Origin of the sequence: Stutzerimonas kunmingensis (genome assembly GCF_002929225.1) — a bacterium.
GTDB lineage: Bacteria > Pseudomonadota > Gammaproteobacteria > Pseudomonadales > Pseudomonadaceae > Stutzerimonas.
Genome location: NZ_PISM01000018.1, coordinates 376,882 through 391,980, shown reverse-complemented (window position 1 = coordinate 391,980; position 15,099 = coordinate 376,882). Strand labels below are relative to the sequence as shown.

The 15,099-nt window shown below is 62.6% G+C and carries 11 protein-coding genes; 6 read left to right on the top strand and 5 right to left on the bottom strand.

All coding sequences use genetic code 11. The annotated features are described in order from the left end of the window. Positions 1-61: 61 nt before the first annotated feature. From gltB to hemE, 3 genes are all read left to right on the top strand, one after another. Complete coding sequence (gene gltB, locus CW305_RS12420) at positions 62-4,510, top strand: glutamate synthase large subunit (RefSeq protein ID WP_104098034.1); 4,449 nt, start codon at positions 62-64, stop codon at positions 4,508-4,510. A gap of 107 nt (positions 4,511-4,617) precedes the next feature. After that, positions 4,618-6,036, top strand: coding sequence for an FAD-dependent oxidoreductase (locus CW305_RS12415; protein WP_003283491.1), 1,419 nt, complete (start codon positions 4,618-4,620; stop codon positions 6,034-6,036). Between the two features lie 139 nt (positions 6,037-6,175). Further along, on the top strand, positions 6,176-7,240 hold the full coding sequence (gene hemE, locus CW305_RS12410; RefSeq protein WP_042926354.1) for a uroporphyrinogen decarboxylase: 1,065 nt from the start codon (positions 6,176-6,178) through the stop codon (positions 7,238-7,240). 57 nt (positions 7,241-7,297) lie between these two features. On the opposite strand, the gene CW305_RS12405 is transcribed toward hemE, so the two are convergent. Next, entirely contained in the window at positions 7,298-8,524 is a 1,227-nt protein-coding gene (locus CW305_RS12405; RefSeq protein WP_230358171.1) for an MFS transporter, read from the bottom strand. Positions 8,525-8,751: 227 nt separating this feature from the next. Here CW305_RS12405 and CW305_RS12400 point away from each other — a divergent pair, with 227 nt between their 5' ends. Then, the gene (locus CW305_RS12400) at positions 8,752-9,651 is read left to right on the top strand and encodes a LysR family transcriptional regulator (RefSeq protein WP_104098032.1); all 900 of its coding nucleotides are present in this window, start codon (positions 8,752-8,754) and stop codon (positions 9,649-9,651) included. Between the two features lie 61 nt (positions 9,652-9,712). On the opposite strand, the gene CW305_RS12395 is transcribed toward CW305_RS12400, so the two are convergent. Continuing rightward, entirely contained in the window at positions 9,713-10,138 is a 426-nt protein-coding gene (locus tag CW305_RS12395) for a hypothetical protein (protein ID WP_044315407.1), read from the bottom strand. 275 nt (positions 10,139-10,413) lie between these two features. Between CW305_RS12395 and CW305_RS12390 the strand changes: the two genes are divergently transcribed. Next, positions 10,414-10,902: a DUF3015 domain-containing protein gene (locus CW305_RS12390; RefSeq protein WP_044315408.1), complete on the top strand. Its 489-nt coding sequence runs from the start codon at positions 10,414-10,416 to the stop codon at positions 10,900-10,902. Between the two features lie 67 nt (positions 10,903-10,969). Continuing rightward, positions 10,970-12,820 carry an Lnb N-terminal periplasmic domain-containing protein gene (locus CW305_RS12385; RefSeq protein ID WP_104098031.1) on the top strand — a complete coding sequence of 617 codons (1,851 nt, stop codon included), beginning with the start codon at positions 10,970-10,972 and terminating at the stop codon, positions 12,818-12,820. A 34-nt stretch (positions 12,821-12,854) separates the two neighbouring features. On the opposite strand, the gene CW305_RS12380 is transcribed toward CW305_RS12385, so the two are convergent. The 3 genes from CW305_RS12380 to CW305_RS12370 all read right to left on the bottom strand — a co-directional run bounded on the left by CW305_RS12380 (position 12,855) and on the right by CW305_RS12370 (position 15,030). Then, positions 12,855-13,145, bottom strand: coding sequence for a hypothetical protein (locus tag CW305_RS12380; protein ID WP_104098030.1), 291 nt, complete (start codon positions 13,143-13,145; stop codon positions 12,855-12,857). A 107-nt stretch (positions 13,146-13,252) separates the two neighbouring features. Continuing rightward, positions 13,253-13,690, bottom strand: coding sequence for a thioredoxin TrxC (gene trxC, locus CW305_RS12375; RefSeq protein ID WP_014821708.1), 438 nt, complete (start codon positions 13,688-13,690; stop codon positions 13,253-13,255). 62 nt (positions 13,691-13,752) lie between these two features. Next, positions 13,753-15,030 (bottom strand): bifunctional O-acetylhomoserine aminocarboxypropyltransferase/cysteine synthase, encoded by a 1,278-nt coding sequence (locus tag CW305_RS12370; protein ID WP_104098029.1) that lies wholly within the window; start codon positions 15,028-15,030, stop codon positions 13,753-13,755. Positions 15,031-15,099: the final 69 nt, after the last annotated feature.

Genomic DNA, 15,099 nt, shown 5'->3' with positions numbered 1-15,099 from the left:
GGTGAGTCTCTGCCCGTCAATAAGGGGTTGATTTACAACGCATTTAGCTGGTGGAGTGCCTATGAGAGCAGGTCTTTTTCGTCCTGAAGAGTTCAAGGATAACTGCGGCTTCGGTCTGATTGCCCACATGCAGGGCGAGGCTAGCCATCACCTGCTAAAGACTGCCATTCAGTCCCTGACCTGCATGACTCACCGCGGTGGCATCAACGCTGACGGCAAAACCGGTGACGGTTGCGGTCTGCTGATGCAGAAGCCCGACGCATTTCTGCGTGCCCAGGCTCTGGAGCATTTCAACGCCGAGCTGCCTACGCAGTATGCCGTCGGGATGATCTTTCTGGATCAGGATGCCAGCAAGGCGGACCAGGCCCGCGCTCGTCTCAGTGAAGAGATTATCGCCCAAGGTCTGACGCTGGTCGGCTGGCGTGAAGTGCCGGTCGATACCAGCGTGCTGGGCCAGCTTGCTCTTGAGCGTCTGCCGCGGATCGAGCAGGTCTTTGTCTCCGGCGATGGCTTGGACGAACGCGAGTTCGGCATCAAACTGTTCTTCGCACGCCGCCGCGCCGAAGTCGCGCTCGCTGACGACAGCGCCTTCTACGTTTGCAGCCTCTCCGACAAGGACATCATCTACAAGGGCCTGATGATGCCCGCCGACCTGGCGCAGTTTTATCCTGACCTGGGCGATGAGCGTCTCGCCACTGCGATCTGCGTATTCCACCAGCGTTTCTCCACCAACACCATGCCGCAATGGCGCCTGGCTCAGCCGTTCCGTTTCCTCGCGCACAACGGTGAGATCAATACCATCACCGGCAACCGTAACTGGGCGCAGGCACGTCGCCTGAAGTTCGCCAACGAGCTGCTGCCGGACCTGGAAAGCCTGTCGCCGCTGATCAATCGCACCGGCTCGGACTCTTCCAGCATGGACAACATGCTTGAGCTCTTGGTCACCGGCGGAATGGATCTGTTCCGTGGCCTGCGTATGATCATTCCGCCGGCGTGGCAAAACGTCGAGACCATGGACCCCGATCTGCGGGCGTTCTATGAATTCAACTCTATGCACATGGAACCCTGGGATGGCCCGGCTGGCGTGGTGCTTACCGACGGTCGCCATGCAGTCTGCCTGCTCGACCGCAACGGCCTGCGCCCGGCGCGCTGGGTGACCACCAAGAACGGCTACATTACCCTCGCCTCCGAAGTTGGCGTCTGGGATTACAAACCGGAAGACGTCCTGGCCAAGGGCCGCGTCGGGCCGGGGCAGATCCTCGCCGTGGACACCCACACCGGCAAGGTGCTGCACACCGACGACATCGACAACCGCCTCAAGGCACAGCAGCCCTACAAGAAGTGGCTGCGGCAGAACGCCCTGCGCATCCAGTCGACCCTGGACGACAACGACCATGGTTCAGCCTTCTACGATGCCGACCAGCTCAAGCAGTACATGAAGATGTACCAGGTCACCTTCGAGGAGCGTGACCAGGTACTGCGTCCGTTGGCCGAGCAGGGCCAGGAAGCGGTCGGCTCGATGGGTGACGATACGCCCATGGCGGTCCTGTCGCGTCGTGTGCGCTCGCCCTACGACTACTTCCGCCAGCAGTTCGCGCAGGTCACCAATCCGCCGATCGACCCGCTGCGTGAAGCCATCGTCATGTCGCTGGAAACCTGTCTGGGTGCCGAGCGCAATGTCTTCGAGGAAACCGCCGAGCACGCCAACCGCGCGATTCTGACCACTCCGGTGATCTCGCCGGCGAAGTGGCGGACGATCATGAACCTGGAGCGTCCGGGATTCGAGCGTCTGGTCATCGACCTGAACTACGACGAGGCCGTCGGCCTTGAGGCGGCGATTCGCAATATTGCCGATCAGGCCGAGGAAGCCGTACGTGGCGGCAAGGTCCTGCTGGTACTCAGCGATCGTCATATCGCGCCAGGCAAGCTGCCAGTGCATGCTTCGCTGGCCGTGGGCGCGGTTCACCATCGTCTGGTGGAAACCGGCCTGCGCTGCAGCTGCAACATCCTGGTCGAAACCGCCACCGCCCGTGATCCGCACCATTTCGCCGTACTGATCGGCTTCGGCGCGACTGCGGTCTACCCGTTCCTTGCTTTCGAAGTGCTGGGCGACCTGATCCGCACTGGCGAAGTGCTGGGCGACCTCTATGAGGTGTTCAAGCACTATCGCAAGGGCATCTCCAAGGGGCTGATGAAGATCATCTCCAAGATGGGCATCTCGACCATCGCCTCCTACCGCGGCGCGCAGCTGTTCGAAGCTGTTGGCTTGGCTGAAGAAGTCGTGGACCTCAGCTTCTGCGGCGTTGCGAGCCGTATCAAGGGCGCGCGCTTCGAGGATATCGAGGCCGAGCAGAAGGCCCTCGCCGCCGAAGCGTGGAGCAGCCGCAAGCCGATTCAGCAGGGTGGCCTGCTGAAGTTCGTCTACGGTGGCGAATACCACGCGTACAACCCGGATGTAGTCAGCGCGCTTCAGGTGGCGGTGCAGAGCGGCGATTACAGCCGCTTCAAGGAATACACCGCGTTGGTCGACCAGCGTCCGGTGGCCATGCTCCGCGACTTGCTCAAGGTCAAGGTGGTTGAGCAGCCGCTGGTGCTGGAAGAGGTCGAGCCGCTTGAGGCGATTCTCAAGCGGTTTGATTCCGCTGGTATTTCGCTGGGCGCCCTGTCGCCGGAAGCCCACGAAGCGATCGCCGCGGCGATGAACCGCATCGGCGCGCGCTCGAACTCTGGTGAGGGCGGTGAAGACCCGGCTCGCTACGGCACCGAGCGCAGCTCGAAGATCAAGCAGGTAGCGACCGGCCGCTTCGGTGTCACGCCGGAATACCTGGTCAATGCCGAAGTACTGCAGATCAAGGTCGCCCAGGGCGCCAAGCCTGGCGAAGGCGGCCAGTTGCCCGGCGGCAAGGTCAACGGCCTGATCGCGCGGCTGCGCTATGCAGTACCGGGCGTCACACTGATCTCCCCGCCGCCACACCACGACATCTACTCCATTGAGGATCTGGCCCAGCTGATCTTCGACCTCAAACAGGTCAACCCGCAGGCGCTGGTGTCGGTCAAACTGGTGGCCGAGCCGGGCGTCGGCACCATCGCCGCCGGTGTGGCCAAGGCCTATGCCGACCTGATCACCATCTCCGGCTACGACGGTGGCACCGGCGCTTCGCCGCTGACCTCCATTCGCTATGCCGGCTCGCCGTGGGAGCTCGGCCTGGCCGAAACCCACCAGACCCTGCGCGGCAACGACCTGCGCGGCAAGGTCCGGGTGCAGACCGATGGCGGCCTGAAAACTGGCCTCGACGTGATCAAGGCCGCGATCCTCGGCGCTGAAAGCTTTGGCTTCGGTACTGCGCCGATGATCGCCTTGGGCTGCAAGTACCTGCGCATCTGCCACCTGAACAACTGCGCCACCGGCGTTGCCACGCAGAACGAGCAGCTGCGCAAGGATCACTTCATCGGCACCGTCGACATGGTGGTCAACTTCTTCCAGTTCGTCGCCGAAGAAACCCGCGAGTGGCTGGCCAAGCTGGGCGTGCGTAGCCTGGGCGAGCTGATCGGGCGTACCGATCTGCTCGAAGTGCTGCCGGGTGAAACGGCCAAGCAGAACAACCTGGATCTGTCGCCCCTGCTCGGCAGCAGCAACATCGCCGCCGACAAGCCGCAATTCTGCTTGGTCGAGAAGAACCCGCCGTTCGACCAGGGCCTGCTGGCCGAAGAAATGGTCAAGCTGGCCAAAGGCGCCATCGATGCCAAGAGCGGTGGCGAGTTCGAGCTGGAAATCTGTAACTGCGACCGCTCCATTGGTGCCCGTGTCTCCGGCGAAATCGCTCGCCAGCATGGCAACCAGGGCATGGCCGGTTCGCCGATCACCTTCCGCTTCAAAGGCACTGCCGGCCAGAGCTTCGGCGTCTGGAACGCCGGTGGCCTCAATCTCTATCTGGAAGGCGATGCCAACGATTACGTCGGCAAGGGCATGACCGGCGGCAAACTGGTGGTCACGCCGCCGCAGGGCGCCAGCTATCGGTCTCAGGATTCGGCGATCATCGGCAACACCTGTCTGTACGGCGCTACCGGCGGCAAGCTGTTCGCTGCAGGTACCGCGGGTGAGCGTTTCGCGGTGCGCAACTCTGGCGCCCACGCAGTTGTCGAGGGTACTGGCGACCATTGCTGCGAGTACATGACCGGTGGCTTCGTCTGCGTGCTTGGCAAGACCGGACACAACTTTGGCTCGGGCATGACCGGTGGTTTCGCCTATGTGCTGGACATGGACAACAGTTTCGTGGACCGGGTGAACAACGAGCTGGTCAACCTGCAGCGCATCACCGGCGAGGCGATGGAAGCCTATCGCAGCCATCTGCAGGACGTGCTGCGCGAATACGTTGCTGAAACCGCGAGTGAGTGGGGGGCTGAGCTGCTGGATAATCTCGACGACTACCTGCGTCGGTTCTGGCTGGTCAAGCCCAAGGCGGCCAACCTGGCTTCGCTGCTGTCGAGCACCCGGGCCAACCCGCAATAACAATAAGCCGCTTCAGGCAGCGGCCCCAGCCAACGCGGGGCCGCTGCTCACCCTGATTGTCTTGCAGCCGTATGTATTGCCTACGGTTGCTGTTGAGAGGTTTTGAAATGACTGAACGTCTGAATAACGACTTCCAGTTCATCGAGGTCGGGCGCAAGGATCCGAAGAAGAAGCTGCTGCGCCAGCGCAAGAAGGAGTTCGTCGAGATCTACGAACCCTTCAAGCCGCAGCAGGCCTGCGAACAGGCCCACCGCTGCCTGGGTTGCGGCAACCCCTATTGCGAGTGGAAGTGCCCGGTCCACAACTACATTCCCAACTGGCTCAAGCTGGTCTCCGAGGGCAACATCCTCGCGGCCGCCGAACTGGCGCACCAGACCAACACCCTGCCGGAAGTCTGCGGTCGCGTCTGCCCGCAGGATCGTCTCTGCGAGGGCGCCTGCACCCTGAATGATGGCTTTGGTGCGGTGACCATCGGCTCGGTGGAGAAGTACATCGCCGATACCGCCTTCGCCATGGGCTGGCGGCCCGACATGTCCAAGGTCAAGCCGACCGGCAAGAAAGTCGCGATCATCGGTGCCGGCCCGGCAGGGCTGGGGTGTGCCGATATTCTCGTGCGCAACGGCGTAACCCCGGTGGTGTTCGACAAGAACCCCGAGATCGGTGGTCTACTGACCTTTGGCATTCCCGAATTCAAGCTGGAAAAGACCGTACTCAGCCGTCGTCGCGAAATCTTCGGCGGTATGGGCATCGAGTTCCGTCTTAACACCGAGGTAGGCAAGGACATCACCATCGACCAGCTGCTGGCCGATTACGATGCCGTGTTCATGGGCATGGGCACCTACACCTACATGAAGGGCGGCTTCCCCGGTGAAGACCTGCCGGGCGTGTACGACGCGCTGGATTTCCTCATCGCCAACGTCAACCGCAATCTCGGCTTCGAGAAGTCTGCCGAAGACTTCATCGACATGAAGGGCAAGAAGGTCGTGGTACTGGGCGGCGGTGATACCGCGATGGACTGCAACCGCACCTCCATTCGCCAGGGTGCGAAGAGCGTGACCTGCGCCTACCGTCGTGATGCGGCGAACATGCCGGGCTCGCGCCGCGAAGTGAAGAACGCCAAGGAAGAGGGCGTGAAGTTCCTCTTCAACCGCCAACCCATCGCGATCGTCGGCGAAGGCAAGGTTGAGGGTGTAAAGGTGGTCGAGACACGTCTCGGCGCGCCAGACGCCCGCGGTCGCCGTAGCCCGGAGCCGATTCCGGGTTCCGAGCAGGTGCTGCCGGCCGATGCCGTGGTCATCGCCTTTGGTTTCCGTCCGAGCCCGGCACCGTGGTTCGAAGCCCAGGGCATCCAGATCGACAACCAGGGCCGCGTCGTGGCACCCGAGGTGGGTCAGTTCAAGCACCAGACCAGCAACCCGAAGATCTTCGCCGGCGGCGACATGGTCCGCGGCTCCGATTTGGTGGTGACGGCGATCTTCGAAGGTCGTCAGGCTGCCGAAGGCATCATGGATTATCTCGGCGTCTGATCGGGCGTTGCCGGGCATCGAAGGGCGCCCGGAGTGGCCTGATTTGAATCAAGCCCATAGCTAAATGGCACGGCGCTCGCCGTGCCTTTTTTTTTCTGCTTTGCGACAATGCACGGCACTTTTACGCTGGAACCCTGCCATGACCGTCTTGAAGAACGACCGCTTCCTTCGTGCCCTGCTCAAGCAGCCTGTCGACGTCACCCCGGTGTGGATGATGCGTCAGGCCGGCCGCTATCTGCCCGAGTACCGGGCCAGCCGCGCCAAGGCCGGTGACTTCATGAGCCTGTGCATGAATCCCGAACTCGCTTGCGAGGTGACGCTGCAGCCGCTGGATCGCTATCCGCTGGATGCCGCGATCCTGTTCTCCGACATCCTCACCGTGCCGGACGCCATGGGTTTGGGGCTGTACTTCGAGACCGGCGAGGGACCGCGCTTCAAGAAGGTGGTGAGCACCGCTGCGGACATCGAGGCGCTGCCGATTCCCGATCCGGAGAAGGACCTGGGCTATGTGATGGACGCAGTGCGTACCATTCGCCGTGAACTCAATGGCCGCGTGCCGCTGATCGGGTTCTCCGGCAGCCCCTGGACCCTGGCGACCTACATGGTCGAGGGCGGCTCGTCGAAGGACTTCCGCAAGTCCAAGGCGATGCTCTACGAGAACCCGCAGGCGATGCACGCCCTGCTGGACAAGCTGGCGCAGTCGGTCACCAGCTACCTCAATGGCCAGATCCTCGCCGGTGCCCAGGCGGTGCAGATCTTCGATTCCTGGGGTGGCAGCCTGTCGGCCGCAGCCTATCAGGAGTTCTCCCTGGCCTACATGCGCAAGATCGTCGATGGCCTGATTCGCGAACATGACGGCCGCCGCGTGCCGGTCATCATGTTCACCAAGGGCGGCGGCCTCTGGCTGGAATCGATGGCCGACTCGGGCGTCGAAGCGCTGGGGCTGGACTGGACCTGCGATATCGGCGAGGCACGCCGCCGCGTCGGCGGCAAGGTCGCACTGCAGGGCAACATGGACCCGAGCGTGCTCTATGCCAAGCCCGATGCCATCCGCGCGGAGGTGGCGCGCATTCTGGCCAGCTTCGGCCATGGCGAAGGCCACGTGTTCAACCTGGGCCACGGCATCACGCCGGAAGTCGATCCCGCTCATGCCGGCGCCTTCATCGAGTCGGTCCACGAGCTGTCGGCGCAGTACCACGGCTGATTTGCCAGCGGCTCCAGGAAAACGCCCCGCATTTGCGGGGCGTTTTGCTTTACCGGCTCAGTGAGCCGCTTGTGGCTCCGGCAGTGGGCGCAGGCGCGCCAGGTGCAGGGCCACGGCGAGGGCGATCAGCAACAGCGAGGCGATGAACAGACCTACGCCGTCCCAGCCGGCAGCGTGCCAGAAGACGCCGCCCAGCGTGCCGGCGATGCTCGAGCCCAGGTAGTAGCTGAATAGATAGAGCGACGACGCCTGGCCGCGAGCCTGTTGCGCGCGGCGGCCGATCCAGCTGCTGGCCACCGAATGGGCGCCAAAGAAACCGAAGGTGAACAGCAGCATGCCCAGCAGTACCAGCGGCAGTCGGTCGAACAGGGTCAGGGTCACGCCTGCCAACATGAGGGCGATTACCAGCCAGAACACTCGGCGCCGGCCGAAGCGATCAGCGAGCGCGCCCACCTGTGCCGAACTGTAGATGCCCGACAGATAGAGCACCGCTAGCAGGCCGATCATGGTCTGGCTGAGGTGGAACGGCTCGGCAATCAGCCGATAGCCGATGTAGTTGTACAGCGTGACGAAGCTGCCCATCAGCAGGAACCCCTGCAGGAACAGCCACGGCAGGCCGGCATCGCGAAAATGCAGCGTGTAGCCCTGCAGCAAGCCGCGTAGGCGCAACGGGCGTGGGTGGAAGTGCCGCGACTCCGGCAGGAAGCGCCAGAGCAACAGCGCCGCCAGTAGCGCCAGACCGCCCATCACTCCGAGCACGCTGTGCCACGACAGGTAGTCCACCAGCACGCCGCTCAGCAAGCGTCCGCTCATGCCGCCGATGGCATTGCCGCCGATATACAGCCCCATCGCCAGGCCGAGGTGGTGCGGGTGGATCTCTTCGCTCAAGTAGGTCATGGCCACCGCAGCCACTCCGCTGAGCGCCAAGCCAACCAGCGCGCGCATCAGCAGTACGCCTTCCCAGCTGGGTGCGAGTGCACTGCCGACGGTGAACACGGCGGCAGCGAGCAGGGAGACGACCAGCACCTGCTTGCGGCCGATGGCATCGGAGATCGGTCCGGTGATCAGCAATCCGACGGCCAGTGTCAGGGTCGAGAGCGAAAGGATCAGGCTGCTCTGCGCTGCGTTGATACCGAACGCCTGCGACAGCATGGGCATCATCGGCTGCACGCAGTACAGCAGGGCGAAGGTGGCGAAGCCGCCAGCGAACAGGGCCAGGGCAGTGCGCGCGAAGCGCTGCGTGCCTTTCTCGGTATGGCTGATGGGCGCGCCAGGCGCAGGTATCTCTGCTGACGCGCCACTGGCGCCGTGCGTACTGCTCACGATGGAGACCTCTGTCCGATTCGCTTTTTCCGGCCAAAAGCAGCCCGTTACGCCTGTGATCCCTTTTCGATCAAGGGGCGCGACTGCTGTTGTTCGGATTATGGGCGAAATGATAGGAAGCTTTTTTTAAGCTATCCAATATATTATTCGTCCTTATTGATATGTTTTACGAATCGTTTGGAGCGCACGTGGAACTGAGACATCTACGCTATTTCGTGGCGGTGGCCGAAGAGCTGCACTTCGGTCGAGCAGCCGAACTGCTGCGTATCTCTCAGCCGCCGCTTAGCCAGCAGATCCAGGCTCTGGAACAGGAGCTGGGCGTGCGCCTGTTCGACCGCACCAACCGCCGGGTGTCGCTGACCGACGCGGGGCGGCTGTTTCTCGACGAGACCCGGCGCACGCTGGCTCAGGTGGACAAGTCGGTCGATGTGGTGCGGCGTGCCGAGCAGGGTGAGATCGGCGAGTTGCAGGTCGGCTTCACCTCGTCGGCGCCCTTTACGTCGATTCTGCCGCGGGCGATTCTGGCCTTTCGCCAGGCCTTCCCGGCGGTGCACCTTGCGCTGCAGGAGATGACCAGCAAGCAGGTGATCGACGCGGTCCAGGACGAGACGCTGCAGGTCGGCATGATCCGTCCCTTTGCCTTGCCGCCGGGCCTGCAGACCGTCGAGCTGTTCAGCGAGCCACTGGTAGCGCTGATGCATACGGGGCATTCGCTTGCCGAAGCAGGGGAGGAGGGCCTGGCTCTGGCGGAGCTGGCCGACGAGCCCTTCGTGTTCTTTCCGCGCAGCTACGGCACCGGGCTCTACGATCAGTTGCTCAATCTGGCGCGACAGGCGGGATTCACCCCGCGCATCGCGCAGGAAGCGAACGAGGCTCTGACAATTATCGGACTGGTCGCGGCGGGATTGGGCGTGTCGGTGCTGCCGGCATCCTTTCGCCGTATCCGTATCGACGGAGTGCGCTTCCGCACCCTGTCGGATCAGGACGCCACCACAGCCGTGTGGCTGGTCAAGCGCCGCCAGGAGCAGTCGCCGCTAGCACAGGCCTTCATGGATCTGGTGACGCGCGAGGCGCTTTCGGGCAGTTGAAGCCCCCTCAGCGGCTGGCGCGAAGCCGGTTGCGGGCCTGGGCTCGTTGCCGGCCAAGCAATCAGTTGAAGTCGTACTTCGCTTCGATCTTGCGCTTTTGCAGGGTGTAGTGGGTCAGATCGATCTGGTTCTGCGCCAATTGATCTTCCAGCGCGTCCATCTCGCTGTTTTCCAGCTTGCTGACGTGCTGCTTGGTCGCGTGATAGTTGATCGTTTCCGCTGCGCTGTGCCCGCTTACCGGGTCCCACAGGATGGACAGGGGCCAGAACAGCAAGTTGACCACGCCGAAACCGTACTCCCGACCGTAGAACGAGCCACCGCCGGGTAGCAGGCCGAGTGCCGTCCCGAGGGCGGGGCTTTTCTCTTCGACCGCCAGCCCGGCGGCTTCATAGTGGCGAAGTTCGGATTTCTGATATGAATTCAGGCCGCTCGCGCAGCCGGTAGAGGCGAGAATCGTACCGGCGAGAATGATAGGGGTTAGTTTCACGACAGCTCCTTGTAATTGCGGACATGCGCGCTCCTTGACGCGCGGTCGCGGAAACTATCATGAAAGATGGCGATATGACATGTCGCTGCACAGCTAATGCTGACGCGTTGGTATTTGGCTGGGCGGTATGGCTATGTGGTAGGCGGAAAGGTCTCGGCGGCTTTAGCTTGAACTGTTCAGCGGTGCGGGCCTTTTTAGCTTGACACTGTCCACTGCCCTGCCAAAGCTACAGCGCAGCCGGCGAGGGCGCCGGTTATCCACCAAAGAGAACGATCATGAAACGGATTCTGCTAGCGTCCCTGCTCCTTACCGCTTCCGCCAGTGCCTTCGCCACCGCTCCGGGTGGGCCGGGTTGCGGCTGGGGCAACATGCTGTTCGAAGGTCAGCGCGGTCTGCCGTCGCACCTAGTGGCTTCGATCACCAACGGGACATCCGGTAATGCCACCTTCGGCATGACCTCCGGTACCAATGGTTGCTCCACTGATGGGGCGTTGCAGTACAACGGCAAACCGATGCTGGTGCTCGGCAGCATCATGACCGAACTGTCTGAAGACATGGCCATGGGCGAAGGTGAGGCGCTGACGACCTATGCCGTCGTGCTGGGCATCAAGCCTGAGGATCGCGCACATTTCGCCAGCGTCACCCAGGCGCACTTCGACGAAATCTTCAGCTCCGCCGATGTGACCGCCGAACAGGTCCATGCTGCTACCCTGGCGGTGCTCAAAGCGGATGCTCGTCTGGCTCAGTACGTCGAGCAGGCCTGAGTTTCACGCGCCTACCATTGTGCCCGCTCCGGCGGGCACTTTCATATCCGCTTGCCATTGGCCGAATATGCTTCGACCCCTGCTATTGCTGGCGCTATGTAGCCTAAGCGCCGTCGTGCTGGCTTCTCCACCCCCTGTTTCTGCCTTGCATCGGCTTGCCGACGAGGCCTACTGGCATTCGCTTGGTCACTACGAGCGCGGCAAGCTTGGCGGCTGGCGAAGCTATGTCGATGATGATGGCTTCTTCCTGGCCGAGGGCGGCGAACAAGATCCGGCGGCTGAGCTCGCGGCGACGCTCGCCGCCCTTTATGCTCCCGCGGATCAGGGTTACCCGCATGCTCAATGTGTCTACCCCGCGCGCACCCGTTGGTTACGCGAGCAGTTGAGCCTGACCGATCTGCCAGCGGTCGAGTGCTCCGAATTCACAATCTGGTTCGCCGAAGTCGCGCCGCACAGGGCCGTGCTGGTCTTCCCAGCGGCCTATCTCAATAGCCCATCATCAATGTTCGGTCATACGCTGCTGCGTATCGATCAGGCCAACATCGATACACAGGGTAGCCCCCTGCTGAGTTCCGCGCTCAATTTCGGGGCCTTTATCGAAGGGTTAGATAACAGCATCCTCTATGCCTGGAAGGGCCTGATGGGAGGCTATCCCGGATTGTTTTCGCTGCTGCCGTATCGCGAGAAGATCGGCGAGTACAGCCGCCTAGAGAATCGTGATCTGTGGGAATACCGGCTGAATCTGACGCCGGATGAGACGGGGCGGATGCTTGAGCATGTCTGGGAGCTCAAGCAGATACGCTTCGATTACTTCTTCTTTGACGAGAATTGCTCGTACCGCCTGCTTGAGTTGCTGGAAATCGCCCGGCCCGGGCTCAGGCTGACTGCGCAGTTTCCGTTAACTGCAATACCGGCCGACACCGTGCGCGCCGTGATCGATGCAGGGCTTGTCGAGGGTATCGATTACCGCCCTTCGCGTGAGCGAGAATTGCTGGCTCGCACCGAGCCACTCGAAACCGAGGAACTAACCTGGGTTCGCCAACTGGCCGACGATCCACAGGTGCTTAAGCAGAGCGACTATCTCAAGCTGCCGGCAGAACGCCGCGCCTTGATTCAGGATGGCGCTTACCGCCTGGTTCGCTATCGCGTCACCGGAGAGGTGCGCGATGCGGCCAATGCCGCTCAAAGCTATCGTCTGCTGCAGGCAATCAATCGTAATCCGCCGCCTCGCCTGGAGGTCGAGCGGCCGGTTCTGCCTGAATATGGCCATGAGTCACGCACGCTGCAGTTCGGCCTCGGCAGCCACGGTGATCGAGCCTTCGCCGAGTATGGGCTGCGCATGGCCTATCACGACCTGCTCGACAATCTCGAAGGCTTTCCGATGGGCGCGCAGATTGAAATCGCCCAGCTGCGGATGCGTCAGTACGAAGGCAACCGCTGGACGCTGCAACGGCTGGACCTGGCCGGAATTCGTTCGTTGACGCCCGTTACGCCGTTGCTGAGGCCCTGGTCCTGGCAGGTCGCCGCGGGGTTGGAACGCGTGCCGGAGGCTGATCAGGATCGACTGGTGGGGCATCTCAACGGCGGCGGTGGCTTCACGTGGCAGTTTGGAGACGGTCTGCTCGGCTTTGCTTTGGCTACGGCCCGGCTTGAGCACAACCCGGATTTCGGCGCGGCCATCAGTCCGGCCGCGGGTTTCGATAGCGGACTGCTCTGGCGGAATAGAGCGGGAAATCTGCTCCTTGAAGCGCGCGGCGACTATTTCCACAACGGCGAAGTGCGCCGACGCATCAGCTTCGCTCAGCAGTTCGAACTGCATGACGATATCGGCCTGCGTCTGGGCCTGGTGCGTAGCTTCAGCCATCGCGCCGAGGCGGAAACCGAAGTCCAGTTACAACTGCGCTGGTACTACTACTGACGAGCCCTGCGTGCCTGCAGGGCGAGCTATCAGGTCAGGGCTGTTTGTAATGGGCAGGGGTTTCGCCTTTCTCCTGCTTGGGCACACGGGTAACGCGGATGTCGGTGATGCCCACGACTTCGGCCTGCTCACGTAACTGTGCTTCGTCAGCACCCGCTTTTGGTATCACCAGGCTGTTCTCGGCGTCGCCATTGTGTAGCTCGATGAGATGGCGAGCCGCTTCGCCCTGAGACAGGCTGTCCGCATCGACGTCATAGGTCTCGGCGCGCGGATCGTTCTGGTAGATGTAGTTGATTTCGAAGGTATGCGAAGGCTTGTCGAACATAAGGCGCTCCTGTTGAGTCGCAGATGTTCAGTGGACTCGACGGCGTCGCCAATCGTTCCGGTACACGCGTCGGAGCCCACTTCAAACAGCCTCCTTCCTTCGGTGGCCTACCGCACGTCCTGCTGCGCTAGCCACGCCATCAGCTGTGGCAACGGCATTGCGCCGCTCTGCCGAGCGATCTCGCGGCCATCACGAAAGAGAATCAGGCTGGGAATCGAGCGGATGCCAAGTTGCGTCGACAGCTGTGCATTGGCCTCGCTGTCGAGCTTGGCCAGGCGGCAGCGGCCCTGGAGCTGACTGGCAGCCTGCGCAAAGGTCGGGGCGAAACTGCGGCAGGGCCCGCACCAGCTGGCCCAGACATCTATCAGTAGCGGCAGGTCGCCCTTGATCTGGTTGGCGAACTGGCTCTGTTGCAAGTCGAACGGAGCGTTTGGCAACGCCTCGGCCTTGCACCGACCGCAGCGCGGTGCGTCGTGCAGCCGGTCCGCGGGGATACGATTGAGGCTGGCGCAGTGCGCGCAGGGGACGATCAGGGATTCGGTCATGACGAGGCTCCACGGCGGTATGCCCTTAATGTGGAGCCTCGGCGGCGGATATCAAGCGCGAGTCAGCCCTTGGACGCGCTTAGCGCCTGGGCCAGATCGGCGAGGATGTCGTCGATGTGCTCGATACCGATGGATAGCCGGATAAGGTCCTGTGACACACCGGCGCGGGCCAGTTCCTCGGCATTCAGCTGGCGGTGCGTGGTGCTGGCTGGATGGCAGGCCAGGGACTTGGCGTCGCCGATGTTCACCAGCCGCACCACCAGCTTGAGCGCGTCGATAAAGCGCGCGCCGGCTTCCATGCCGCCCTCGATACCGAAGCAGAGGATCGACGCCGGCATGCCTCCCATATAACGGCGAGCCAGTTCGTGCTCGGGGTGATCCGGTAGCCCGGCGTATTTGACCCAGGCCACTTGCGGATGGGCCTGCAGGAACTCGGCGACCTTCAGTGCATTCTCGCAATGGCGTTCCATGCGCAGCGCCAGGGTTTCCAGCCCCTGCAGGATCAGGAACGAATTGAATGGCGAAATTGCCGCGCCCATGTTGCGCAGCGGCACCACGCGGCAGCGGCCGATGAAGGCGGCGGGACCGAACGCTTCGGTGTAGGTGACGCCGTGGTAGGACACATCGGGCGTGTTCAGCAGCGCGAAGCGCTCCTTGTGCTGCGCCCAGGGAAACTTGCCGGAGTCGACCACGATGCCGCCGATGCTGGTGCCGTGGCCGCCCATGTACTTGGTCAGCGAGTGCACGACGATGTCCGCGCCATGCTCGAAGGGGCGGCAGAGCATCGGCGTGGCGACGGTGTTGTCAACGATCAGCGGCACGCCGTGGCGGTGTGCGGCTTCGGCCAGGGCGGCTAGGTCGATGATGTTGCCCGCCGGGTTGCCGATGGATTCGCAGAACACCGCCTTTGTGCGTTCGTCTATCAGCGCTTCCAGGGCGGCGATGTCATCGTGGGCGGCGAAGCGTACTTCGATGCCCAGGCGCGGCAGGGTATGGGCGAACAGGTTGTAGGTACCGCCGTAGAGCTTGGCGACCGAGACGATGTTGTCGCCGACTTCGGCGATGGTCTGGATGGCGTAGGTGATTGCCGCCATTCCTGAGGCAACGGCCAGTGCCGCCACCCCGCCTTCCAGTGCCGCGACGCGCTGCTCGAGCACGTCGGTGGTGGGATTCATGATGCGTGTATAGATGTTGCCCGGCACCTTCAGATCGAACAGGTCGGCGCCGTGCTGGGTGTCGTCGAAGGCATAGGATGTGGTCTGGTAGATCGGTACCGCCACCGCCCGGGTGGTCGGGTCCGGGCTGTAGCCTGCATGGATGGCGAGGGTTTCCAGTTTCATGGCGCGCTCCTTGTTCTTGTTCGTCGGTGGCAAAGGCCCGAGAGCATGAAACTGAACGCCTGGACGGTC